This window comes from Acinetobacter shaoyimingii (assembly GCF_011578045.1).
GTDB lineage: Bacteria > Pseudomonadota > Gammaproteobacteria > Pseudomonadales > Moraxellaceae > Acinetobacter > Acinetobacter shaoyimingii.
On sequence record NZ_CP049801.1, the window covers coordinates 75406 to 101013 of the forward strand.

The following is a 25608-nucleotide window of genomic DNA, read 5'->3' on the forward strand; positions in this document are numbered from 1 at the left end:
AAGGGACTCCCTACAAAAGTTGATATCCAATTGGAGTAAAAAAAGGCAAATACCAATAAAATCACGGGCTATTTGCCAAAACATCGAGCTCATTCAGATTTTTGGTATTTCAAAAGAAATAATTCAATACTGTCTTGAATGATCTGTTTTCGTTCAGTTTGATCTGGGACTGCTCTGACGCCTAACAAAACTTCATGATGTCGATGTCCAAGCAGCAATGACAGCAACAACTGAGTTTGTTTGTCGACATCATCAGCCACAATGAAATTAAACTGGATGGCTTGTTGTAAAAATCCAGTCCATACAGCGCATAATCTTTCATGTGATGCTTCATAAAAAGGTTTTGCCAACGGATTTTGTTCCGCAGCCAATTCCAGCAATAAATGTTCCAATTTAATGGCTTCAGGCAAATTAACAATAGAAAGCGCCAATTCACACACTTGCCATAAAGCGGCCTTAAAGTCGGAATTTTGAGTCAGCACAATTGGCCATGCGTGAATTGATTCTTCACAAGCTTCTGCAATCGCGCAGCTAAAGAGGGTGACTTTATCTTGAAAATGATTATATACCGTCAGCTTGGTTACACCTGCCTCAGCGGCAATTTGATTCATGCTTGAACCATGGAAACCATGCTTTAAAAACAATGATTTCGCAGCCTTTAATATTTGTTTTTGTTTTTGTAAATCTTTAGGACGTCCAATATTCATTTGCAAAAAAATCCAATAAAAAAATCAAACAGGTCATTTACTTAGAATTATGTTTGTAATTAATGTACCACACAGTATATTAATTAAACATGTACAAAACGTAATCGCTTTATTTTGCCCAACAAAAATTGAAAAAGAGCATTGAGCATGAGCAGTTCTAAAATATTTATGACCAGTATCGTGATTGTACTGATAAGCACGTTATCAGCTTGTCATCAAAAACCAGCGACTGAAGAACAAGTTCCTTTTGTGATGGTCACTCAACCTCAAAGCAAGCAAAACCAGCTAAAAAGTTATGCAGGTGAAGTACAAGCCCGACAGCAAGCTACACTTGCTTTTCGCGTGACAGGACACATTACCAAACGTTATGTTGAGGTTGGAGATCGTGTTACAGAAGGACAACTATTGGCAGAACTGGATGTCAAAGATGCTCAGCTGCAACTCAATGTGTCAAAAGCGCAATTGGAAAATGCGCGTTCGGCCGCAAAAAATGCTGAACAAGAACTCAATCGTTATAAAGATTTATTGCCGATCAATGCCGTTAGCCGATCTCAATACGATGTGGTGGATAATCAATACAAAGCGGCAATTTCAGCACTCAAACAAGCTCAAGCCAACTATAACGTCAGTTTAAATCAAACACATTATAACCAGTTGCGTGCGACAAAAAATGGTGTGATTACCCAACGTGATATCGAAATTGGACAAGTGGTGGCTGCAGGGCAAGCAGCCTACCAATTGGCAATCGATGGTGATCGTGAAGTGGTGATTGGTGTACCTGAGCAAGCGGTTTCCAAGATGCAAGTAGGTCAAGCGGCATGGGTGACATTATGGTCAGCACCAGAACAACGTTTCGCAGCAACAGTACGAGAAATTTCACCTGCTACAGATCAGTCTCGTACTTTTCGTGTCAAAGTGGCTTTGAAAGAAGGGCAATCGCAAATTCAATTGGGGCAAAGTGCACGTGTCTATTTTTCAGAAAATCAAGACAATGTCATCAGCGTACCTTTAGCCAGTATTTCTGCAAAACAGAATCAGGCCTATGCATGGGTGGTTAAACCTGATCACACTTTACATAAAGTTGATGTAAAGCTCGGCGCATATGGGCGTGATTCGGTATCTGTCATCTCTGGATTAAATGCCTCGAATTGGGTCGTCGTGGGGGGCGTGCACTTACTTCGAGAAGGGCAGAAGATCAATCCTATTGATCGTGATAACCGTGCTGTGAATATTCAATCAGGAGCAAAATAATGGGCTCTAGAATGAATTTCAATTTGTCAGAATGGGCATTGAACAATAAAGGTCTAATCCTTTACTTCATGATTCTGATGGGCATCGTTGGGCTATATTCATACGCTAAACTTTCTCAAAGCGAAGACCCGCCATTTAGCTTTAAAGTGATGGTGGTACAAACCTACTGGCCGGGAGCAACGGCTGAAGAGGTCTCTCTACAAGTCACCGATCGCATCGAAAAAGAGCTCATGAGTACTGGCCTGTACGAGCGTGTAGTTGCTTATTCAAGACCTGGCGAATCGATGGTGACTTTTATTGCTAAAGATTCTTTAAAGTCGCATGACCTTCCCAATGTCTGGTATCAGGTTCGTAAAAAGGTCAATGATATCAAGCATAAATTACCCAGCGGTGTACAAGGTCCTTTTTTCAATGATGAGTTTGGCGACACCTTCGGTAATATTTATGTCCTCACGGGACAAGACTTTGACTATGGTATTTTAAAAGAATATGCAGATCGTTTGCAGTTACAACTGCAACGGGTCAAAGATGTCGGTAAGGTCGATTTAGTTGGACTGCAAGATCAAAAAATTTGGATTGAACTTTCAAATACCAAAGCTGCACAACTGGGTATTCCAATTTCATCTATACAAGACGCATTACACAAGCAAAATGCCATTGCCAGTGCGGGTTTTTTTGAAACACCGTCGGATCGAATTCAGATCCGTGTCAGTGGTGCGTTAAGCGATGTTGATGAACTAAAAAAAATGCCACTTTTGGTGGGCAATAAAACCATCCAATTGGGCGATGTGGCTGAAGTCTATCGTGGTTTTAGTGAACCTGCACAGCCGCGTATGCGCTTCATGGGTGAAAATGGCATTGGTATAGCAGTATCTATGCGTAAAGGCGGAGACATCATAGCTTTAGGGAAAAATCTAGAAACAGAATTTACACGGCTACAAAAAAGCTTGCCCGTTGGTATGTCGCTGAAAAAAGTATCTGATCAACCTGTTGCGGTACAACGCAGTATTCATGAGTTTATTAAAGTTTTAGCAGAAGCGGTCATTATTGTTCTATTGGTGAGTTTCTTCTCTTTAGGTTTTCGTACAGGACTCGTGGTTGCTTTCTCCATTCCTTTGGTTTTAGCCATGACTTTTGCTGGCATGAATTTATTTGACGTTGGCTTACATAAAATTTCTTTGGGTGCACTGATTTTAGCGCTCGGTCTGCTGGTCGATGATGCGATTATTGCCGTTGAAATGATGGCCATTAAGATGGAACAAGGCTATAGCAGATTAAAAGCAGCAGGCTATGCATGGACATCTACCGCTTTTCCCATGCTGACTGGTACCTTAATTACCGCAGCAGGGTTTTTACCGATTGCGACGGCTGCGTCAAGTACTGGAGAATATACCCGCTCGATTTTCCAAGTTGTGACTATTGCACTGGTGGTATCATGGTTTGCTGCTGTACTTTTTGTGCCTTATCTGGGCGATAAATTACTGCCAGATTTTAATCAAACCTTACAAAAAGCACCGTGGTATCAGCGTTTATGGGCAAGGTTAAGGAAGCAACCCGAACCAACACCTGTGCTACATCATCAAGACGGACATCATGATCCCTATCAAACCAAGACTTATCAAAAATTTAGATCGGTGGTGAATACCTGTTTGACTTATCGTAAAACGGTCATTGCTGCTACGGTAGGCATTTTTGTACTGTCGATTTTAATGTTTAAACTGGTTCCTCAGCAATTTTTCCCACCCTCAAACCGAGCCGAAATTCTGGTTGATTTAAAGTTAGAGGAAGGCGCGTCATTGACTGCTACGGAACAAGCCGTAAAACAAGTTGAGAAGTTTTTGTCGACGCAAAAAGGGATTGATAACTATGTGGTTTATGTGGGCACAGGTTCTCCACGATTTTATTTGCCACTGGATCAACAGCTTCCACAAGCAAGTTTTGCTCAGTTTGTGGTGCTGGCATCGTCATTGGATGATCGGGATCAAATTCGTAAAGAATTAGGTGAAAAAATTAAGCAGCTGTTGCCACATGTACGTACACGGGTGTCATTATTGGAAAATGGCCCACCAGTGGGATATCCAATTCAGTTCCGTGTTTCAGGTGAAGACTTACATACAGTACGTCAACGTGCAGAAGTGGTCGCTAAAGCGGTGAGTGAAAATCCAAATACCACCAATGTGCACTTAGATTGGGGTGAACCAAGTAAGATTATTTCCTTAGAGATTGATCAAGACCGTGCTCGCCAAATGGGTGTGACCAGTCAGGACTTAGCAAACTTCTTAGACAGTTCAGTCAGTGGTGCAGTGATTAATCAGTATCGTGAAAAACGAGAACTGATTGATATTCGTTTAAGAGGGAATCAGGCTGAACGCATAGATGTTGCTTCATTAGAAAGTTTAGCCGTGCCAACTGCAAAAGGGACGACGGTACCTTTGGCACAAATTGCTCAGATTCAATATCGTTTTGAAGATGGTTTGATTTGGCATCGTAACCGTTTACCGACGATTACCGTGCGTGCTGATATTCGTACGCAGTTACAACCTGCGACTGTGGTGGGAGAGTTATCTGAAAAAATCGAAAAAATTCGCGCTGAATTACCAAGTGGTTATTTGGTTGAAGTTGGTGGCACAGTAGAAGAATCTGCCCGAGGGCAAAAATCGGTGAATGCAGGTATGCCACTATTCTTGGCAGTGGTGTTTACTTTATTGATGATTCAACTCAAAAGTATTTCACGTTCTGTTATCGTTTTTCTAACAGCACCCTTAGGTTTAATTGGTGTGGTGTTATTTTTGTTGATATTCAATAAACCATTCGGCTTTGTGGCAATGTTAGGTACGATTGCATTATCTGGCATGATTATGCGTAATTCACTCATACTGATTGATCAGATTGAACAAGATATTCGTGCTGGACAGGCAACATGGGATGCAATTTTGGATGCAACGGTACGCCGTGCACGTCCAATTATCCTCACTGCAATGGCTGCTGTACTGGCAATGATTCCATTATCAAGGAGTATTTTCTTTGGACCAATGGCAGTTGCGATCATGGGTGGATTGATTATTGCCACGCTATTGACCCTATTTTTCTTACCAGCGCTCTATGCGGCATGGTTTAAGGTGCAAAAAGAAACAAAAAGGACCTAGATTTTGTGGATATTAGGTGCGAAAAATTGAAAAATTCAATATAGTAGTCCTAGTTTTTACACAAAATAACATGAGTGACGTATTGCATAAAAGAAGATGACCATGCAATACGTTGAGGTCGAAAGTATCCATGGGGAAAGATAATCTTTCTAGACAGCGACGTAATATTTCACTGTCCTATTTTTTCATGTTTTTGGGTTTGTTGACCATCGTGAGTGTGCTGATTTCTTATTGGTTAGCACGCAAAGTTGCGAAAATTGACAATTCTGAAGTATGGATTAAAACGCATAGTCTATGGATTATGCGTAATGTTGTTATTTTCCTAATTTTAGCTGTATTTGCTTCATTGTGGTTTATTCCAGCGCATTTTATATACTGGGATAGTGTGATTTGGGTAAAAAGCTGTACAGTCATTGGTGTATTTTTTAGTGGCATTGCATGGTTATATTTAATTAATCAGTGGTTGAAAGGCCTAATTAAATATATGCAAAAGAAAGCTGTTTTTTAACAGCAAAATTTGAGGAAAACGCAGCGCATTTAAAATAATTATGTACAGCGACTTGTAAAATTAAAATAATACCCCAACATACTTCGCAGTGAAGTAAAATCAAATTCTGTGGAGCATCGCCAGACATGGCTAAACGTGATTATTATGAGGTTTTAGGGGTATCTAAATCCGCTAGTGATGATGAAATTAAAAAAGCCTACCGTAAGTTGGCGATGAAATATCATCCAGATCGTAACCCTGACAACGCCGAAGCTGAAGAAAAATTCAAAGAGGCTTCTGAAGCTTATGAAGTACTTTCTGATGGCGAAAAACGCAGCATGTACGACCGTATGGGACATAGCGCTTTTGAAGGTGGTATGGGCGGTGGTGGTGGCTTCGGTGGTGGTTTTAGCGCAGAGGACATCTTTAGCCAGTTTGGTGATATTTTTGGTGGCGCATTTGGCGGTGGCGGTCGTAGCCAACAACGTCAAAGACGTGGCTCAGACTTACGCTATGTCATGGAATTGACCTTAGAAGAAGCAGTTAAAGGCGTTAAAAAAACCATTACCTTTACTGCACCAGCACCTTGCGAAACGTGTAATGGTAAAGGTTCTAAAAATCCAAATGATGTTGAAACCTGTAAAACCTGTCACGGTGCGGGTCAAGTCCGTATGCAACAAGGTTTCTTCTCAGTTCAACAAACCTGTAGCACTTGTCGTGGTCAAGGTAAAATCATTAAAAACCCTTGTAACACCTGTCATGGTACAGGTGTAAAAGATCGTCAACAAACGCTTGAAGTAACGATTCCTGCAGGTGTAGATAATGGCGATCGCGTGCGCTTAACAGGCAAAGGTGAAGCAATTCGTGATGGTCAATCTGGTGATTTATACGTTGAAGTGAATGTTCGCGAACATGAAATCTTCCAACGTGATGGTGCAGACTTGTATATGGATGTGCCAATCAGCATTGCTGATGCAGCTTTGGGTAAAGAGATTGAAATTCCAACACTGGATGGTCGTGTAAGCCTAAAAGTGCCAGAAGGTACTCAAACAGGCAAAATGTTCCGTTTACGTGGTAAGGGTGTAAAACCTGTACGTACCAGCATGCAAGGTGATTTACTTTGCCGTGTTGTTGTTGAAACACCAGTTCATTTAACTTCACGTCAGCGTGAGTTGTTGAAAGAATTACAAGACAGTCTTGATGGTGAAGACAGCAAATCTTCTCCAAAGAAAAAATCATTCTTTGATCGTTTATTTGACTGATTTTAAGACATTTGAAAAAGCCCGACCTTGAGTCGGGTTTTTTTATACTTAACTTTTATATTTCATTAAAAATCATAATCTCAACGATCAATATACAAATCCTGATCAATCTCTTTTAAGCCTTAACATGCTTTCAGCAAGATTTTTTTATCTCTGTTCTGCAGATTTTTGACGACAGAATCAAAATCTTTCTGCTCTCTATTTTGGCTTAGTTTTGACTGAGCTTGAATTTTGGAAATATTAATTTCGAAAACAATCAAGTGATTTAATTGCTCCATTAAATATTCTCTAGGGGCATCAGACATTTTCCATCCAGAATCGCCATTTACTTGTTGTTCACTTATTTTCGTTAACATGCCAATAGCGGCTAACTTACTTTTGGTATCTGTAAAATATGAAATATTTCCATATATGTGAACCACTTGATAATTCCAAGTAGGTACTTTTTTGTGATCCTCAAATTTACTTGGATAGTCATTTGCTGAAATATATGCATCTTCTCCTTTGAATATACAGAGAACTTCTTCAGCATCAGAAACAAGCGTTTTCATGTCATTAACCATTGCGATATGCCCGACTAGGACATGATTACTTTTCATTATTAAGGGCACATGTGTGGCGATAAGACCCTTTGCAGTATTTGCGACGATACAAGCTAAAGGGTAATTTTTAATTAGATTTGCTATTTCTTCTGTTCGTACTTCTTGGAAATCATGTGGAATATACATTTATGTTCAGGGCTCACCGTTTAATCAAAAGTAGAATTTTTGTGGGTTGGAATATCACTGGATTGTTTTGAATTTCATGCAATGAATATAATCAAAATTCTACGAAAAGTTCTATTTATTATAGATGGTGTTATAGATGAGGACTGCACAATAAAAAGGAGATCATTTCGATCTCCTTTTTGTATTAGGTTAAATGATTAACCTTGTGCATCAATGCTTTGACCATTCAGACCAATACTGTCTTCACCCATCAAATACAAATATGCAGGCATAATTTGTTCAGGAGTTGCCAAGGTTTTCGGATCTTCTTCAGGATAAGCCTTAGCACGCATGGCAGTACGGGTTGCACCAGGGTTAATACAGTTAAAGCGAATATTGGGATGTACATTTTCTTTGGCAAAAATCTGACTGACCGCTTCAATGGCAATTTTAGACACCGAATAAGCACCCCATTTCGCACGTGCTTCACGACCTACACCAGAGCTTGCAAATACCACCGAGGCATTATCAGATTTTTGCAATAACGGTAGAAGTTCTTGAGTTAAAACAAAGGGTGCACGAAGGTTGACTGCCATCACATCATCCCATTCTTCGATAGGATAGTGAGCAAGTTCAGTACGTTCACCTAAAATACCTGCATTATGCAAAATACCATCTAGACGACCAAATTGCTGTGCAAGGGTATCAAACAACAATTCATAGTCATGAGAAGTCGCTGTAGACAGTTGTAAGGGCAGGATAGCAGGTTGCGGTGCACCTAAACTTTCAATTTCATCATAAATGACTTCAAGTTTATTGATGGTGCGTCCATGAAGTACCACGGTTGCACCGTGTAAGGCATAGCTCATCGCTGCTGCACGACCAATACCATCACCAGCGCCTGTAATAAGAATGATCTTATCTTTCAGTAGGTCTGGGCGGGGTTGATATTCTGAATAATTCATGGCGCCTCCTATCATTATTTTTGAAAGTGAAAAATTTATTGTTTAAGTGATATTCACCAATTGCGAAACGACTTTATGTAATTCTTGTACAGTATTCACTATACAATCTGCATGCCAAGCTGTTAAGTCATCTTTGTGTTCTAATGGTAAATAACCATAGGCTGCAAGGATGGTATACATGTTGGCATTGCGTCCCGCATCGATATCACGTGGGTGATCACCCACATAAATACAGTCTTTCGCATTGACATGAATCTGTTGAGCGGCAAGGTACATTGGCTCAGGATCAGGTTTAGTTTTGCTGACATCTTCAGGGCAAACCAAAACAGCACAACGTTCTGTCAGATTCAATGCTTTAAGCAATGCTTCACTCAGCCAACGGGGTTTATTGGTAACAATTCCCCAAGGAATCTGATGAGACTCAAGCGCTTCAAGCAATGGATACATGCCGTCAAACAGATCTGTATCTACAGCAATATTTGCACCATAAATATCTAAAAAACGCTGACGATGAGCCAAAAACACAGGGTCATTGACATCCAATTCAGGATACACCAATTTGACCATTGCACGTGCGCCTTCAGACACTTGCGTGCGAATCAGAGCGGCATCGACCACGTCACGATTTTCTTCACGGCACATATTTTGAATGATGCGAATAAAATCTTGAGCGGTGTCGATTAAAGTGCCATCTAAGTCGAAGAGAACTGCTTTCATTCAGCAGTCTCTGGAGTTTCATTTTGAGTGTAAACCATATAGTTTACATCGACATTTGGCGCTAACCAGTAGTGTTTAGTCAGTGGGTTATAGTGTAGACCAGTCATGTCTTTGAGTTTTAAACCTGCACTGCGAATATCATGTGCCAATTCTGATGGCTTAATAAATTTGTGGTAATCGTGTGTGCCTTTTTTCAATAAACGAAGCACATATTCGGCACCAATAATCGCAAATAAATATGATTTTGGATTACGGTTAATGGTCGAGAAAAACACATGACCGTTCGGTTTAACCAATTTTTGGCAAGCTTGAATAATCGATGCAGGATCTGGCACGTGTTCAAGCATTTCCATACACGTCACGATGTCATACTGACCTGCTTGTTCTTCGGCAAGTTGTTCAACAGGAACTTGGCGATATTCAATATTGGTGACATTTTCTTGTTCTGCATGTAAACGTGCGACATTTAAAGGTGCTGCACCCATGTCAATGCCGAGTACTTCCGCGCCACGGCGTGCCATGCTTTCAGCTAAAATACCACCACCACAGCCCACATCTAGAATCTTTTTGCCTGTTAAGCCACCAGAATGCTCATCAATCCAGTTTAAACGTAAAGGATTGATTTGATGTAATGGTCGGAACTCAGAGTGCTGATCCCACCATATTGCAGCAAGCGCTTCAAATTTAGCAATTTCTTGTGGATCAACATTGAGTTGTGACATTAGAGTGACCTCAGAAAAATGTACGATGATGTACTGTGTTATAAATTAAAGATAAAGTATATCGCTCTTAGTGTAGCGTTTCTTCGAAAAAAAGCGATAAATCGTGTAAAAAAGTTCACAGAAGGAAAACGAATTTCTCATAATTGATTTATAGTGAACTCATAAGCTAAACAAAATGATTTAGAGGAAAAACAACTCAATGAAAAAATTGATATTAGGCAGTGTTGCCGCAGCGGTTATGGCATTTTCTGCAACGACAATGGCGGCAAATTTTACTGCAGGTAAAGACTATACAGTGGTGGAAAAACCAATCAAAGTGTCTAAACCAGGTAAAATTGAAGTCCGTGAGTTCTTCTGGTATGGCTGTCCGCACTGCTTTACATTAGAACCCCATATGCAGGCTTGGCTGAAGAAGATTCCGAAAGATGTGAATTTTCTTCGTACACCTGCTGCCATGAATCCTGTTTGGGAGCAGGGTGCTCGTGGTTATTATACCGCTGAAGCACTAGGAGTACGAGTCAAAACACATTTGCCATTATTCCATGCAATACATGATGGTAATCAGCAAATTTTTGACCAAAAATCTCAGGCAAAATTCTTTGCGAAGTATGGTATATCTGAAGCTAAGTTTAACACCACATTTAACTCTTTCCCGATTACTGCCAAAGTTGCCGAATCTAATAAACTTGCAGCACAGCTACAGTTAACGGGTGTGCCAGCAATTGTGGTCAATGGTAAATATATTGTTCAAGGTGAAGATGCTAAAGTGACGCAAGTGGTTGATTACTTAATTCAAAAAGAACGTAAAGCGAAATAAAAATATCTTGTAAAAAACCCGCTGATTTAGCGGGTTTTTTTATGTTTTAAATTTTAGTGTTGATCACAGCTTATGAGGCCTCATGTATAGAAGTTTTCCAATGCATAATGCCGCGAAGAATTAAATAAACTTGATTGACGGTTTGCTTTTTTAGCACCAGTTTTTGTAGCTCAAGTTCCATGCCTTCGTATTGGCGAGCCAAATTGATCCATGACATTGCCCAAGTAAAACACAAATTAATGATAATACTGGAGAGCATTTTTAAATCATTGTGTTCTTCAAAATTTTGCACGATTTCCAATTTTTTCAGTTCATCTGCAAAGTCGATATTTAGGCAATCAATTTCACGAGCAATGGAGCGTCTCACCATTTCTGATCCACCCCAACGTTCTGCAATCATAAACATCCATTGTTTTGGGTTTTGATCGATGGCATTGAAAAATGAATCAATACTATTTTCAGCTTTGATTTCAGGTTGAGCTAAACCTTGTGCCAATTGATGTAGGACTGCTTTTAAATAAAGTGCAACTTGGTCGACCAACTCTTTGCCTAATTCTTCCATGTCTTGGAAATGACGATAAAACGCCGTAGGGACTAATCCTACTTCTCTTGCAACTTCACGCAGGCTAATGCTACTGAAAGAACGGCCAGACGTGCTTAAATCGAGCGCAGCATCAAGTAAAGCCTGACGACTTTGTTGTTTACGTTCATCTCGAAGAGACATGGCGCTACCTATTTTTCATAATCTTAATGAGTCTATCAAAATTTTAAACATTAAACGACGAAAATCAGTGAACAGGTGTTGACTCAAATTGAAAATAGATATAGTGTACAACTGTTCACTATTAGAACATATGTTCACTCAAACAAAATGAAGCACAAAGAGGAACGATATGAGCAGTTATACAAGTTACAAACCTGAATGGATCAGAGAAGATTTTGTTGATTTTATTGCTGAAAAAATCAATCCGACTTGGGCATGGAAGAAAGTCAAAGCGTCTGTTGTTGAAGTAAAGGCATTGAGTGAAGATTTCTTTTACATTCGACTTAGACCAAATAGCAACTTTAAACATGATCAGCTTGAAGCAGGTCAGAATATTTTAGTGACCGTTTTGGTTGCAGGTGTGCATGAGCAAAGAGCCTATTCTATTTTAGAGTATTTGGAAAATGGTGATATCACCATTGCAGTGAAAGTGCAGGGTATTGTTTCAAAAGCATTATCTCAAATGCAAATGGGAGAAGTCCTAGAAATCTCTCAGCCGCAAGGAGACTTTACACTTGAGCCTGTAGATCAAGATCATCCATCCATTTTGTTGATTGCCTCTGGTAGTGGTATTACAGCTATTTATTCATTACTCAGGGCGGCTTTGCTCAAAGATTTTAAAAGTATTGATTTGATTTATTTTACCCGAGACGATGCGTTTCACGTGGAGCTTGAGCAGTTAGCACAGCAATATCCGCATTTAAACTACCATCATGTCAATACGGTTAAAACGCAACGACATTTTGATTTATCACTGCTGGAGCGATTTGTTCCAGAGTTTCAAAGCTACATGACTTATGCATGTGGTTCGGTCTCAATGATGAACAGCATTCAAGAGATTTACCAACAACGTGATTTATTGCCACGTTTGAAACAAGAATATTTTCAAATAATAGTGGATGAAAACTTAGCAAGCCAACCCGTCGAATTTGTACGGGCACAGCAATCCTTTCAAGCACATGGGAGCTTATTGGACAGTGCCGAACAAGCGGGTCTAAAACCTGCATCAGGTTGTCGTATGGGCGTATGTAATACCTGTACATGTACCAAAGTCAGTGGATCAACCAAAAACATGCTGACCGGTGAAATCAATCATGATGCCAATACTCAAATTAAGCTGTGTATTAGCCAAGCCATCAGTCCTGTCGTGATTAATTTATAAAACCGACACAGATCATTCGCAGCCAATACACATCGCTAAAATAGTCGAGAATAAAAAATGAACATGATCGTAAATTTTGCCAAAACCAGTAAGTCGAAAACATTAAGTCCTGAACAAATTGAAGCATTTGGTCGCCGTGTCGAAGAAATTCGCCGTGAAGTGATGGAAGATCTTGGTGAAAAGGATGCGAAATATATTTACAAGATTCGAAATTTTGTTCGCTATAGTGAAATTTCCTCACGAGCATTATTGATGTTTGGTGGTTGGTTGCCTCCTGTTTGGCTTGTAGGAACTGGCTTATTGGGGCTGTCTAAAATCGTCGAAAATATGGAACTTGGACACAATGTCATGCATGGTCAATTCGATTGGCTGAATGACCCAAGTTTAAATGGTGCAAACTACGATTGGGATACCATTTCAACGGGAGATGATTGGAAACATACCCATAATTATGTGCATCATACTTATACCAATATCGTCGGCAAAGACCATGATGTCGGTTATGGTTTGCTCCGTGTCAGTCCAGACCAAAAATGGGAACCACGGTTCTTGATGAATATCCCATTGGCGATTCAGTTGATGGTATTTTTTGAATGGTATGTGGGTGTACAAAATCTGCATTTGGAAGATGTGCTGGTGTATAAAACCAAAACTTGGAAACAAGTATGGAAAGATGCTGAGAAGTTTCGTAAAAAAGCCCGTCGTCAAGTGTTAAAGGACTATGTATTTTTTCCTTTAATTGCTGGTCCAAATGCTTTACCAGTATTTGCGGGTAATGTAGTGGCCAATATTATTCGTAATTTGTGGTCATCTGCAGTAATTTTTAATGGTCATTTCACAGAAGATGCAGAAACTTTTGAAGCGGACAATACGGAAAATGAAACGCGAGCTGAGTGGTATTTACGCCAAATTCGAGGTTCAAGTAATTTTACCGGTACAACAGGTTTGCATATTCTAAGTGGTAATTTGAGCCATCAAATTGAGCATCATTTATTTCCAGATATGCCTGCCAATCGTTATGCAGAAGTTGCCCCGAAAATTAAAGCCTTGTGTGAGGAATATGGTATTCATTACAACGAAGCGAGTTTTATGAAGCAATTTGGAACAGTTTGGGTGCGTTTAGCGAAATGCTCTTTGCCAAATAAGTGGACTGCGCGTATTGAACAGTCTGTGCAAAAAGTGAAGGGAATTTTTGCATAAATATGGATGTGGAACTAATTTAGTTTTCTTATTGAAGTGAATGAAAACTTATCCCAATAAGTTTCTGTTTAAATAAGCGTAAAAGAGTCTAGAAATGTCTAGACTCTTTTACTTTAAAGTATAACGATATTGTATATACAGTTGATGACGGGTGTTTTATTGCTATTACATAAGCATGAAATGTCAACAGAGCCTAGATAATTTTAAAAATCTTACCTGTCAATGTGCTTTGAAAAAGCATCTCAAAACTAGGTCGAATATCTTCGCCATCTACAGTGATGTGATTTACATTTGAACAAGATTGAGTGTTTGCAAAATTCACGTCCACTGTTGCATGAATGACGTGTTTAATTCCAAATTGGTCTTTAACATTAAGACTTTGTGTAAGCATGGTTATATCCCTAAAGTAAAAAAGTACATATGAATTGACATTTTTTAGGCAATTTCATTTTTATCAAATAACTTTTTGATTTAATTTAAATAAATGATTTAAAGAAGTGTAAAAAGTACGATTGTCTAAATTTAGTTGAACTTCGAGTCCTGAGGCAAGTAACACCTTTTTCCCTACCTCTACCGTTTTAAAGCCTTGGCGAGTTCTTTGCATTTTAGTTAGTGGGATCAAAGAAACGAGAATTTCAGTACCATTTTTTGATTTTGCAATTAAATCTTGTGTTTTTAACAAGTTACATCCTATTTCTATATTTTGAATGATAAAAAAGCACATGATTGTGCTTTTCTATAGATTTTTATTGTGACTTATACAGCAATAATGTTGATAGCATTCGGACCTTTTTGACCCTGAGCAATACTGAATTCAACCATTTGGCCTTCCATCAGTGTTTTAAAGCCTGAGCTTGAAATTTCGCTAAAATGAGCAAAAACATCTGGACCCGCTTCTTGTTGAATAAAACCAAAACCTTTAGTCTCGTTGAACCACTTTACAGTACCTTTAACAACATTTGAGTTTGACATCATATATCCTAATAATTGTAATAATTTCAGCCACTAAATGGACTGTTTTTAACTTGAAAAACAATGAAGAATGAAACTTAAAATTTAAAAAACGAAGGATTATGACTAAAACTGCGAGACTTAAAGAGGGTTTAAGAAAACAAAACTTTTTCTAGTTGACCTGATTGTAACTGAAAAAATAAAATAATCAAGTTTTCTTATATATATATTAAATTTATTTATAAATAATAAGGTGAATATTCTCAAATTTAATTCCTATTTTTTCGTATAGAATTTTATTTTAAGGATTTTATTCAGCATGGATAGCATCGTATAGTTACATTGGTTGTACAACTTTATTTCTATCAGATTGTTCAAAAACACTGACTTGTAACAAAACCATATCCCTTGGATCTGCTATAATCATTTGCAATATTTTTTATACCAGATAGGGCAAAACATGCGTATCGACCAACGAGCATTAGATCAATTACGTGAAGTCAAAATTACCCGCAACTACACACGTTATGCGGAAGGTTCAGTATTGGTTGAATTTGGTCATACAAAAGTGCTGTGTACTGCAAGTATCGACAACTCGGTGCCACGTTTTCTCAAAGGTAAAGGACAAGGTTGGGTAACAGCTGAATACGGCATGCTTCCACGTTCAACGCATACACGCAGTGATCGTGAAGCAGCACGTGGTAAACAAAGTGGTCGTACTCAAGAAATTCAACGTCTGATTGGTCGTACCTTACGTGCCATGGTTGATCTTAAAAAGCTCGGTGAAAACACCATTACCATTGACTGTGATGTGATCCAAGCTGATGGCGGTACACGTACAGCATCTATTACTGGTGCAGCTGTAGCACTCATTGATGCAATGAATGTTTTGCTTGAAACTAAAAAAATTAAACAAGATCCGCTTAAAGGTTTAGTTGCGGCAATTTCTGTCGGTATTTTCAATGACGAAGTGCTTTTAGACCTTTGTTATGAAGAAGATTCAAACTGCCAAACCGACTTAAACGTGGTGATGACACAAGCAGGTGAATTTATTGAAATTCAGGGTACTGCTGAAGAAAAACCATTTACCCGTGCTCAGTCGAATGCCATGTTAGAAATGGCAGAAAAAGGCATAAAAGAGCTAGTGAAGAAACAACAAGAAGTTTTAGGTTGGTAATTTAATCTTTTTGATTAAACGCATTTAAACGAAAAAACGCATCTTTGGATGCGTTTTTTATTGGCTACAGTTTCATAAAATTGCCATCAAAGCATCATTTTTCTGTCATCAGAGTTCGTTTGACTAATGGCAACACTCATAAGGACTGAATCATGCGATCACTTGTGCATATTTTATTGCTCAGTACGAGCTTGCTTTTAATGGCATGTAATGATGATGACGGTGAAAATAACAATACTGCTCAGCCACCAGCATCTAAATGCAATATTCATTGTGCCCCATAATAAAAATAAAGGATTTATTAAAGATGAACCGTCGTGATTTTTTACTCAATACAACAAAAACGTTTTTTGGAACAGCAGCATTGGCTAGCTTCCCAGCCAGCATTCAAAAAGCGCTCGCAATTGATGCCAAAGTAGAAAAAGGCACGATTGAGGATGTAAAGTATGTGGTTATTTTGACCCAAGAAAATCGTTCATTTGACAATTATTTTGGCACGCTCAAAGGTGTTCGAGGGTTTGGAGATCGTTTTACCATTCCATTATCAGATGGGCGGAAAATTTGGGAACAGTATGATGCGAAGAAAAATAAAGTCTTACCTTATCATTTAGACAGTACATTAGGTAATGCTCAGCGTGTAAGTGGAACCCCGCACTCATGGACGGATGGTCAATATGCATGGAACCATGGACGAATGGGAAATTGGGTGCAATTTAAACAACCTCAATCAATGGGATATTACAAAAAACAAGAAGTTGAATTTCAATTCGCTTTAGCCAATGCTTTTACGCTCTGTGATGCTTACCACTGTGCAATGCATACAGGAACTAACTCAAATCGAATGTTCATTTGGACAGGTTCTAATGGTCCTAAAGCAGCAGGAGTTGCCAGTGTCGTAAATGATTTAGATGCAATAGGACCTTCGACGCAAGGGTATGAATGGACGACCTATCCAGAACGATTACAACAAGCAGGTATCACGTGGAAGGTATACCAAAATCTACCAGATAATTTTACTGACAATCCTTTGGCTGGTTTTAAACAATATCGACTTGCCAATGAGCGCTCAGGTCAACCAGTAAAAAGTAGTGGTGAAAGTCCAGCCTATGATCCTAAGATTGATGCTTTAGAACCCTTATATAAGGGCATTGCCAATACGATGCCTGATGGTGGTTTTTTAGGTACATTGAAAGAGGATATTGCCCAAGGTACATTGCCTCAAGTGAGTTGGTTGGTTGCACCTGCAACCTATAGTGAGCATCCAGGACCGTCGAGTCCTATTCAAGGCGCTTGGTATATTCAAGAAGTTCTCAATGCTTTAACTGCAAATCCAGACGTATGGAGCCAGACGGTTTTATTGGTCAATTTTGATGAAAATGATGGTTTCTTTGATCATGTACCGTCACCAAGTGCACCTTCAAAAGACAGTAGTGGAAAAGTATATGGGAAATCGACTTTGTCGGATCAAGATATGTCTTATGAATATGCTACACATGCAAAAGCTTCTTTAGGACAACCAAATTTTACTGATCCAAAAGTCAGTAATGGGATTGGTGTATATGGGCCAGGCATTCGTGTGCCCATGTATATTATTTCTCCTTGGAGCCGTGGAGGTTGGGTCAATTCACAGGTATTTGATCATTCATCAATTATTCAGTTTTTAGAAAAGCGCTTCGGAGTTGAAGAGCCAAATATTAGCCCTTATCGTCGAGCAGTGTGTGGTGATTTAATATCTGCTTTTGATTTCGCCAAACCGAATAAACTTCCTTTAGATCCATTAGCAGGACAGCGTTCAAAATCAGAAGCAGATACAATCCGTTTAGCTCAATCGTTATTGCCACAAATCTCGCCACTGGAAAATCGTCAATTTCCAGTACAGGAGCAGGGTATTAGGCCATCTCGTGCCTTACCTTATATTTTGCATACAAGTGCCAAAGTTCAACCATCCATGCAACAAGTACAATTACTATTTTCTAATACGGGCACACAAGCTGCTGTTTTCCATGTTTATGACAAATTGAATTTAGAGGCGATCCCACGTCGTTATGTCATCGAAGCAGGTCAACAATTAGATGATGTGTGGGAGATGCAACAGGGGAAATACGATTTATGGGTACTAGGACCGAATGGATTTCATCGTGGTTTTGTAGGCAATCTCAATCAAATGGATCAACAAGCATTACCTGAAATACGAGTATGTGTTGAAGATTGTGATGGAAAACTCTACTTGAAATTAAGGCATGACGGAAATCGTTCAGTTAAATTAAATATCAAAGCCAATGCATATTTGCCTAATCAGATTTGGACCATGGAGACATTGTCCAATGAAAAAGAGTTGATCTGGGATATGAACGAATTTGGTGGATGGTATGATTTTACAGTCAGTATTGAAAGTGATCGCAGTTATCAACGACGTTTCGCAGGTCGAATAGAAACAGGAAAAGATTCAATTTCTGATCCCTACATGGGATTTATCGAATCTAAATAAAACACAAAGCAGATTTTGATCTGCTTTTTTTCCTTATTTTCAAATGGGAATTAAGCCATTGGCTTAGCTTTTAAAAGTTCATAGCTAAAGTTCTTACCATTTAAGATATCAATATTAAGCTGCTTATAAGACTCAAGAATGCTATTTGACTTCGAGTCACATTTTGGATTTGTTTCAATACCTGTTTTATGAATTTTTTTGTAGCACTGACTCAAGTCGGACATGAACTGATAATAAGGGGATAAGGGTAATTTCGCAGCTTTAAGCGTATCCACTGCAAGGAAATGCGCAGTCGTATCCTTCGTCTTAAACTGTTTACGATCAATATCAAAATTACTCCAGACGGCCAGTGGTGTTTGATAAAACTTCACATCATTTTTAGTCGACTTTTGTTCAGCATTGGCATAGAAATGATAGTCATCAAACACATCTCCTAGATTTGGCAAATGGTCACCAAAGAAAATGATCATGGTTGGACGTTCAATGTGTTTGGCATCTTCAATGAGTTTTTTAAAGTGCTGATCGGCACGCTGCAAACCAGAAAGATAAGTATTTAAACGACGTTTATTTAGATCACTCAGACCGTCTTTTGTGATATTGAAATTGTTTTTACCGAAACGGTCATCGTTATAGTTGAAATGATTTTCTACCGTAATGGCATAAATAAACTGAGCTTGGTCTTTTGATTTTTGCAATTGAGCGACGATGTTCTGATAAAGCAAGTCATCGGTTGCCCAACCTGCGGTATTGGTAAATTTCTTTCGCTCGCTGGCACTGACCATATTTTCAATCGAAGTAAAACGATTGAACCCAAAATTTTGATATACCGTATTACGGTTATAGAAAAACTTACCATTGTTGTGCATGGCAGTCGTGTCATAACCTAGATCATTCATATAACTTGCGAGCGAATAGGTCGGACGTTTCAGTTTCGCCACATAAGCCAATTCATCATGATTTAAAAATACATTTAAACCTGTTAACACTTCAAACTCGACATTGGCTGTCCCGCCACCAAAGGTTGGCGATAGCATATGACCAACCTTGTATTTATCAATGGTTGGAGTGATGTTTTTGGGAATACTTTTATCTAGTTTTGATGCATCCCAATGTGCTTCGCTCATGACAAAGACAATATTCGGCAATTGTGATGTATCAGGCTCAGTCGATTTTTGTGATTGCTTCGATACATCCGCTTTTGCCACAGATTCTGGTGATTTTGGCAATAAAATCTTCTGAATTTGATCTTCAGGAATGACCTGTGTCTGAAACACTTTCTGATTAATGCTATCCAGAGATTTCGACACGAAAAATGTAGTAATTCCACTATTTCGTATAATTAAACTGTCGCCAATCCAATCTCCCCGCGTATTAGGCAAAGCTTGAGTTAAGGTACAGGTGCCTGATTTACTTGCTCCTGAACAATATTTCTGGAAGTTATTACTAAAATTGGCAGCAACAAAAAAGCCAAAAAAGGTGATGGTAATGAGTGCATTAGATGCAATCAGAGTATTAGGCTCTTTGGCTTCTTTACGGTAAATAAAAATCGCAAAAACCAGAAAAAGCGCGAGACCAACTAAAGCTGCTATTTTTAAAAACCACGGTGCTGCAATGAGTGTTTCTTTGACCAGTAAAAAATCACTGGGAACTAAACTAGCCGATAAATATTGTTCTTTTTTGATATTAATAAAATTGAGTGCAAAAAACAGAAATTGACTAAAAAATAGCGTGACCCATGTTTTTCTGAGCATTAAATAGATCAATGAAATCAATGCATAATTGACCAGCACTGCAAACCCGTACTTATACAATCGAGTCATCATATAAGCATGAGGAAGCTTGAAGAAATTCGTTATGTTTTCTTGATAGAGAAAAAAAATGAACATCGATAAAAGCGCGACAAAAAAGAATAATGCCTGCTGTTTGGTTGTATGCATTTTATCCAAGAAGATCACGAAGGGGTGAATAATTATAGACCTATCATATTTTTAATCAATGTTGGGGATGAAAAGGATGTGAGTGTTGGAGTATAAAAAATAAGCAAAATTGTTTTTTATGTAAATGTATTTTACTGAAAAAATGAATCGTTACGGGACGTATAAGTAAATGCTCACTCGTACGCCCATGCAGATTTTCGAAATTGTATTTCAGCAAAAGGTAAAATTAAGCAGGGTTAAAGCGCATTGATAAATCAATTGCTTTCACATCTTTGGTCAAGACACCCATAGAAATATAGTCTACGCCCGTAGTTGCAACTTCACGTAAATTTTCAATGGTGATATTGCCAGAAGCTTCGAGTTTACAACGACCAGCGACATGATTAACTGCATCAATCATTTGCTGTTGGCTAAAATTGTCCAGCATGACAATATCTGCTTTGGCATCAATGGCTTGGTTGAGTTCATCCCAAGTTTCCACTTCCACTTCAACGGGTTTATTGGGCGCAATCTGATGTGCCTGAGCAATGGCTTGTACAATGCCACCTGCAGCCATAATATGATTTTCTTTAATTAAAAATGCATCAAATAAACCCAAGCGATGGTTTTTACCACCACCTACAGCCACGGCATATTTTTGAGCAATACGTAGACCAGGCAGTGTCTTACGGGTATCTAAAAGCGCAGTATTGAGACCCTCGAGTTGTTTGACATACTCGGCCGTTTTGGTGGCTACTGCAGATAGCGTTTGAATAAAGTTTAAGGCTGGACGTTCCACCGTTAAAAGGCTACGCGCTGAACCTTTAAGTTTTAAAAAAGCATTATTGGCTTTTACTCGATCACCATCTTGGAATAACCATTCCACTTCAACTGAAGCATCAAAAGTTTGAATGAGAGCATTGACCCAAGGTTGACCTGCAAGCACCATATCTTCACGTGTAATAATGGTCGCCGTCGCTTGTTCATCTTCAGGTGTCAGCATTGCAGTAATGTCACCATCACCAATGTCTTCACTTAAGGCGTGTTGGATATTGATTTGAATTGCGTGTTCAAGTAAAGATTGGGGTATGCTCATCATTTCCCTACGGTTAATACCTAAAATTTAGGCGTTATCTTAACATTAGCCTCTTCAAAAATAATGTATTTTTATTTGCGATGAGAGCAGTTGCTTTGTAAATCAAAAATACATGATTCTGTCATTATGATTTTCTTTTCTCTTTCAATCTACTTGCGCCGATTTTATTCACTTATTCATCACGACGTTGATTCATATTTGAGGAGGAAAGGTCAAAATATAAAGCGATCATTCCATATTTTGTGATGTGCTGAAGATCTGGTAGTTGTAGATTTACTCGAACAAAACCATAATAAGCAAAATGCTGAATCTTAAAGGAGCTTACATGTCGCACACTTCAACATTTGAAGTCCTAGATGGACAGTTACAAGGTGCACGACAAATTGCTACTCCCAATTTTAATCAGCGACCAGAACACACCGATATTCAATTGGTTGTGATTCATAATATTAGTTTGCCGCCATCTCAATTTGGCGGGGGCTATATTGAACAATTTTTTCAAAATCAATTGGATTGGTCAGCACATCCTTATTTTCAAACCATTGAAGGCATGCAAGTCTCAGCGCATTTACTGATCTTGCGTACAGGTGAAGTGCTCCAATTTGTGAACTTCAATGATCGTGCATGGCATGCTGGTCGCTCAAGTTATTTGGCGCATAAAGAATGTAATGATTATTCGATTGGTATTGAACTCGAAGGCAGTGATGATACTGATTTTGAAGAGATTCAATATCAAGTGCTTGCCAATGTGGTCGCAACCCTGCAAGCCGTATATCCAAAAATTGGACCTCATATTGCAGGGCATTCAGATATTGCTTCGGGACGCAAAACCGATCCAGGCCCACATTTTCAATGGGTACATTTTAGAGAATTATTATCTAAGGCGAAGCAGCATAAAAAAACAGCATAACTTTTATCATTAAACAACGAAATTTGATCGAAGTTTCATTACAATAGCTTCATTCTTTTAGTTTGGTGAATAACGATGGCGCTTTGGCGATCCACCTTTATTGTCAGTGCAATGACGATGTTATCGCGATTTTTAGGGCTTGCGCGTGATGTTGTTTTGATGAATGTTTTTGGTGCTGGAAAAGAGTTAGATACTTTTTTAGTGGCCTTTCGTATTCCCAATTTTTTCCGAAGGTTATTTGCCGAAGGGGCTTTTTCTCAAGCTTTTATTCCAGTTTTAACTGAATATAAAACCACAAAATTACATGCTGAAGTGCAGATTCTCATTAGTCGAGTTTTTGGCTGTCTATTGACGGTTATGAGCTTGCTTACTTTGGTCTGTATGGTCATCGCCCCCGTGATTTTATATATGTATGCACCAGGTTTTCATGGTGATCCTGTTAAATTTGATTTGGCTGTAGATTTATTTCGGTTAACCATTCCTTATCTTTTATTTATGTCACTGACGGCTTTTGCCAGCAGTATCTTAAATAGTTATGGGTCATTCACCACACCTGCATTTGCACCTGTTTTACTCAATATCGCGATGATCGCAGGGGCGTGGTGGCTGACTCCGTATATGGCAGAACCGATTATGGCTCTCGGTTGGGCTGTGGTGGTTGCAGGGATATTGCAATTGGCACTGCAAATTCCTGAGCTATGGAAGAAAAAATTACTGATACCACCAAAGGTCGATTTTAAACATGAGGGTGTTGATCGAATCTTAAAATTGATGCTACCAGCATTATTTGGTGTCTCAGTGACACAGATTAATTTATTGCTTAACACCATTTGGGCTTCATTTATGCAGACGGGCTCGGTGTCATGGCTGTATACCGCTGAACGGATGACTGAACTGCCTTTAGGGCTGATTGGCGTGGCAATTGGTACGGTGATTTTACCAGCCTTGTCTTCGCGTCAAGCAGAGCAAGATGTGAATAAATTTAAGCAAATGCTCGACTGGGCAGCTCGTGTGATTGTCTTTGCTGGTGTGCCTGCCAGTATTGCGCTGTTTATGTTGTCGACCCCTATTATTCAAGCATTGTTTCAACATGGTGAATTTGACCTGCGTGATACTCAAATGACGGCATTGGCTTTGCAATGTATGAGTGGCGGTGTCTTGGCCTTTATGTTGATTAAGGTTTTTGCCCCAGGTTTTTATGCGATTCAAGATACCAAAACCCCAGTTCGTGTTGGGTTGATGGCGGTCGCAGCCAATGCCATGATTAATGTGGCGTTATTGGGTGTTTTTCATCTAATTGGATGGCAAGAAAAGCACATGGCTTTGGCGATTGCATCCTCTGGTTCTGCATTGGTCAATGCAGGCATGTTGTATTATTACTTACATACACGCGATATCTTTAAGTTTGGCGCACATTGGAAAAAGTTAGCACTTCAATATGCGGTGGGTAATGTCGTGATGATCCTCGCATTGTGGTATGGCTTAACTTGGTACGATGGCACTGTTGCACCATGGATGCGAATTATTGAAGTGGTGGTTTTATGTGTTGTTGGTGTGATTGCTTATGCAATCGGTCTATTAGGCTCTGGATTTAGACCTCGACATCTTAAACATTGAATTGTTTATGAATAAATTTCTGCATAAAAAAACCGCATCATGGATGCGGTTTTTTCTTGAAATGGATTATTGAACTTTTAATAATTCAACATCAAAAATCAGCGTGCTGTTCGGTGCAATTGAGTCACCAGAACCCATTTCGCCATATGCCAATTTGGCAGGAATAAACAAACGATATTTTGAGCCTTCCTTCATGAGTTGTAAGCCTTCAGTCCAACCAGGAATCACTTGGCTGACTTGAAACTCTACAGGTTGGTTACGTGCAATTGAACTGTCAAAAACTGTACCGTCAAGTAAACGACCTTCATAATCTACTTTGACTTTTGATTTTGCAGATGGAGTTTTGCCATTACCTGCTTTCAACACTTGATACTGTAATCCACTTGGACGAGTCACGATGCCAGCTTGTTTAGCATTTTTCTCTAAGAATACTCGACCAGCTTCTAAATTTTCAGCAGCAACTTTTTTGAAGGCTTCAAGTTGTTTTGCATCATTTTGTTTTTTGTACTGAGACAGAGCTTTGGCCATGTCTTCATCACTTAAGTCGGATTTTTGGCCTGTGTAGCCTTGTTTCAATCCATTGATAAATGCATCTAAATTAATTTCTTTTAATGTTTCTGCATTTGTACGCCCCATCACATAGCCATAGCTATAGCCTAGCTGATCTTTTTGAGGGCTTTTGTTGCTTACTGTTGCTGCGAAACTGGTTGATGTTAAAGCAGCGATCGTTGTTGCGATTAATATTTTTTTCATCATCAGGATCCAAAAAGGAGAGCTAAAGCTCTCCTTATTTTATTTATTTCACTACTTTAATCAGTTCAACATCAAAAATTAAAGTACTGTTTGGTGGAATTGTGCCAGGAACACCTTGTTCACCATATGCTAAATTGGCAGGGATATAAAGCGTCGCTTTACCACCTTCCTTCATCAGCTGAAGACCTTCAGTCCAACCAGGAATCACCTGATTGAGTGGGAATTCGATAGGTTCACCACGTTCAACAGAGCTATCAAACACTTTGCCATCTAAAAGCTTTCCTGTGTAGTGAACTTTTACTACAGAATCTGCTTTAGGTTGTTGTCCCGTACCTGCTTGAGTCACTTTGTACTGTAAGCCAGATTTAGTCGTGGTAACACCAGCTTTTTTGGCATTTTCAGTTAAGAAAGTGTCGCTTGATGCTGTAATCGCTTTTGCATCAGTTTCTTGTTTTTTCTGCATTTCTTTTTGGAATTCTAGATATGCTGCTTGTAGCTCTTCATCAGTATAGGCACGTGGTTTCTTCGCATGTGCTTGACGAATACCAGTAATAAAAGCATTAACATCCACTTCTGGTGGTGTTTGGCTTGCAACTTCATAACCTAATGCATAACTAATTTTTTCAACAGGCTTTGCATCTTTTTTTAATTCGCTTTTGGATGCATCAGCAGGGTGTTGCGTCGCATAATAAATAGGTACAAGTGCAGCTCCGCCTAAAATAACGGCAATAGCGATGGGTAAGGCTTTACTCATGAGGATTCCCAATTTCTTAATCTAAAATAGAGCTAATTTT

At 39.0% G+C, this 25608-nt stretch carries 25 protein-coding genes; 12 read left to right on the plus strand and 13 right to left on the minus strand.

Translation table 11 applies throughout. The annotated features are described in order from the left end of the window. Positions 1-89: 89 nt before the first annotated feature. Positions 90-713, minus strand: a complete 624-nt coding sequence (locus G8E00_RS00365) for a TetR/AcrR family transcriptional regulator (RefSeq protein WP_166012911.1) — start codon at positions 711-713, stop codon at positions 90-92. 141 nt (positions 714-854) lie between these two features. Here G8E00_RS00365 and G8E00_RS00370 point away from each other — a divergent pair, with 141 nt between their 5' ends. From G8E00_RS00370 to dnaJ, 4 genes are all read left to right on the plus strand, one after another. Beyond that, entirely contained in the window at positions 855-1958 is a 1104-nt protein-coding gene (locus G8E00_RS00370) for an efflux RND transporter periplasmic adaptor subunit (RefSeq protein WP_166221247.1), read from the plus strand. An 11-nt stretch (positions 1959-1969) separates the two neighbouring features. Continuing rightward, a complete protein-coding gene (locus G8E00_RS00375) occupies positions 1970-5104 on the plus strand; it encodes an efflux RND transporter permease subunit (RefSeq protein WP_166221249.1) in 3135 nt (1044 codons plus the stop codon). Between the two features lie 130 nt (positions 5105-5234). Next, positions 5235-5612, plus strand: a complete 378-nt coding sequence (locus G8E00_RS00380) for a hypothetical protein (protein WP_166012908.1) — start codon at positions 5235-5237, stop codon at positions 5610-5612. 125 nt (positions 5613-5737) lie between these two features. Next, a complete protein-coding gene (gene dnaJ / locus G8E00_RS00385) occupies positions 5738-6853 on the plus strand; it encodes a molecular chaperone DnaJ (protein ID WP_166012907.1) in 1116 nt (371 codons plus the stop codon). A gap of 122 nt (positions 6854-6975) precedes the next feature. Here the strand turns inward: dnaJ and G8E00_RS00390 are convergent, their stop codons facing one another. The 4 genes from G8E00_RS00390 to ubiG all read right to left on the minus strand — a co-directional run bounded on the left by G8E00_RS00390 (position 6976) and on the right by ubiG (position 9964). Continuing rightward, positions 6976-7581 carry an FMN-binding negative transcriptional regulator gene (locus G8E00_RS00390; protein ID WP_166221251.1) on the minus strand — a complete coding sequence of 202 codons (606 nt, stop codon included), beginning with the start codon at positions 7579-7581 and terminating at the stop codon, positions 6976-6978. A gap of 197 nt (positions 7582-7778) precedes the next feature. Continuing rightward, positions 7779-8525, minus strand: coding sequence for a YciK family oxidoreductase (locus G8E00_RS00395; RefSeq protein ID WP_166221253.1), 747 nt, complete (start codon positions 8523-8525; stop codon positions 7779-7781). A gap of 42 nt (positions 8526-8567) precedes the next feature. Next, positions 8568-9242, minus strand: a complete 675-nt coding sequence (locus G8E00_RS00400; protein WP_166008969.1) for an HAD family hydrolase — start codon at positions 9240-9242, stop codon at positions 8568-8570. Next, on the minus strand, positions 9239-9964 hold the full coding sequence (ubiG, locus tag G8E00_RS00405) for a bifunctional 2-polyprenyl-6-hydroxyphenol methylase/3-demethylubiquinol 3-O-methyltransferase UbiG (RefSeq protein WP_166008967.1): 726 nt from the start codon (positions 9962-9964) through the stop codon (positions 9239-9241). The genes G8E00_RS00400 and ubiG overlap by 4 nt, the downstream gene beginning before the upstream one ends. Before the next feature lie 199 nt (positions 9965-10163). On the opposite strand from ubiG, the gene G8E00_RS00410 reads away from it, so the two are divergent. Continuing rightward, positions 10164-10781, plus strand: a complete 618-nt coding sequence (locus tag G8E00_RS00410) for a thiol:disulfide interchange protein DsbA/DsbL (RefSeq protein ID WP_166221255.1) — start codon at positions 10164-10166, stop codon at positions 10779-10781. Between the two features lie 70 nt (positions 10782-10851). Here the strand turns inward: G8E00_RS00410 and G8E00_RS00415 are convergent, their stop codons facing one another. After that, the gene (locus G8E00_RS00415) at positions 10852-11505 is read right to left on the minus strand and encodes a TetR family transcriptional regulator (RefSeq protein WP_166008963.1); all 654 of its coding nucleotides are present in this window, start codon (positions 11503-11505) and stop codon (positions 10852-10854) included. Between the two features lie 169 nt (positions 11506-11674). Here G8E00_RS00415 and G8E00_RS00420 point away from each other — a divergent pair, with 169 nt between their 5' ends. Further along, complete coding sequence (locus G8E00_RS00420) at positions 11675-12706, plus strand: flavin reductase family protein (RefSeq protein ID WP_166221257.1); 1032 nt, start codon at positions 11675-11677, stop codon at positions 12704-12706. 57 nt (positions 12707-12763) lie between these two features. Next, a complete protein-coding gene (locus G8E00_RS00425) occupies positions 12764-13906 on the plus strand; it encodes a fatty acid desaturase family protein (protein WP_166008959.1) in 1143 nt (380 codons plus the stop codon). A 193-nt stretch (positions 13907-14099) separates the two neighbouring features. Here G8E00_RS00425 and G8E00_RS00430 read toward each other — a convergent pair whose 3' ends face one another. The 3 genes from G8E00_RS00430 to G8E00_RS00440 all read right to left on the minus strand — a co-directional run bounded on the left by G8E00_RS00430 (position 14100) and on the right by G8E00_RS00440 (position 14878). After that, complete coding sequence (locus G8E00_RS00430; RefSeq protein ID WP_166008957.1) at positions 14100-14297, minus strand: hypothetical protein; 198 nt, start codon at positions 14295-14297, stop codon at positions 14100-14102. Positions 14298-14360: 63 nt separating this feature from the next. Next, positions 14361-14588 (minus strand): hypothetical protein, encoded by a 228-nt coding sequence (locus G8E00_RS00435; protein WP_166008955.1) that lies wholly within the window; start codon positions 14586-14588, stop codon positions 14361-14363. 74 nt (positions 14589-14662) lie between these two features. Beyond that, the gene (locus G8E00_RS00440; protein ID WP_166008953.1) at positions 14663-14878 is read right to left on the minus strand and encodes a cold-shock protein; all 216 of its coding nucleotides are present in this window, start codon (positions 14876-14878) and stop codon (positions 14663-14665) included. Between the two features lie 439 nt (positions 14879-15317). Between G8E00_RS00440 and rph the strand changes: the two genes are divergently transcribed. The 3 genes from rph to G8E00_RS00450 all read left to right on the plus strand — a co-directional run bounded on the left by rph (position 15318) and on the right by G8E00_RS00450 (position 18522). After that, entirely contained in the window at positions 15318-16034 is a 717-nt protein-coding gene (gene rph, locus G8E00_RS00445) for a ribonuclease PH (RefSeq protein WP_166221259.1), read from the plus strand. A gap of 152 nt (positions 16035-16186) precedes the next feature. After that, the gene (locus G8E00_RS16455; RefSeq protein ID WP_264821274.1) at positions 16187-16318 is read left to right on the plus strand and encodes a hypothetical protein; all 132 of its coding nucleotides are present in this window, start codon (positions 16187-16189) and stop codon (positions 16316-16318) included. A gap of 23 nt (positions 16319-16341) precedes the next feature. Then, entirely contained in the window at positions 16342-18522 is a 2181-nt protein-coding gene (locus G8E00_RS00450) for a phosphocholine-specific phospholipase C (protein WP_166221261.1), read from the plus strand. A 50-nt stretch (positions 18523-18572) separates the two neighbouring features. Here G8E00_RS00450 and G8E00_RS00455 read toward each other — a convergent pair whose 3' ends face one another. Together G8E00_RS00455 and nadC are read right to left on the minus strand one after the other, a co-directional pair. Then, the gene (locus tag G8E00_RS00455; RefSeq protein ID WP_320077574.1) at positions 18573-20342 is read right to left on the minus strand and encodes an LTA synthase family protein; all 1770 of its coding nucleotides are present in this window, start codon (positions 20340-20342) and stop codon (positions 18573-18575) included. A 343-nt stretch (positions 20343-20685) separates the two neighbouring features. Further along, the gene (gene nadC, locus G8E00_RS00460) at positions 20686-21534 is read right to left on the minus strand and encodes a carboxylating nicotinate-nucleotide diphosphorylase (RefSeq protein ID WP_166221266.1); all 849 of its coding nucleotides are present in this window, start codon (positions 21532-21534) and stop codon (positions 20686-20688) included. Between the two features lie 325 nt (positions 21535-21859). Here nadC and ampD point away from each other — a divergent pair, with 325 nt between their 5' ends. Both ampD and murJ read left to right on the plus strand, forming a co-directional pair. Further along, positions 21860-22444 carry a 1,6-anhydro-N-acetylmuramyl-L-alanine amidase AmpD gene (ampD, locus tag G8E00_RS00465; RefSeq protein WP_166221268.1) on the plus strand — a complete coding sequence of 195 codons (585 nt, stop codon included), beginning with the start codon at positions 21860-21862 and terminating at the stop codon, positions 22442-22444. Between the two features lie 75 nt (positions 22445-22519). Beyond that, entirely contained in the window at positions 22520-24061 is a 1542-nt protein-coding gene (murJ, locus tag G8E00_RS00470; RefSeq protein WP_166221270.1) for a murein biosynthesis integral membrane protein MurJ, read from the plus strand. Positions 24062-24127: 66 nt separating this feature from the next. On the opposite strand, the gene G8E00_RS00475 is transcribed toward murJ, so the two are convergent. Then, positions 24128-24814 carry an FKBP-type peptidyl-prolyl cis-trans isomerase gene (locus tag G8E00_RS00475; RefSeq protein WP_166008939.1) on the minus strand — a complete coding sequence of 229 codons (687 nt, stop codon included), beginning with the start codon at positions 24812-24814 and terminating at the stop codon, positions 24128-24130. Positions 24815-24857: 43 nt separating this feature from the next. Then, positions 24858-25568 (minus strand): FKBP-type peptidyl-prolyl cis-trans isomerase, encoded by a 711-nt coding sequence (locus G8E00_RS00480; RefSeq protein WP_166008937.1) that lies wholly within the window; start codon positions 25566-25568, stop codon positions 24858-24860. Positions 25569-25608: the final 40 nt, after the last annotated feature.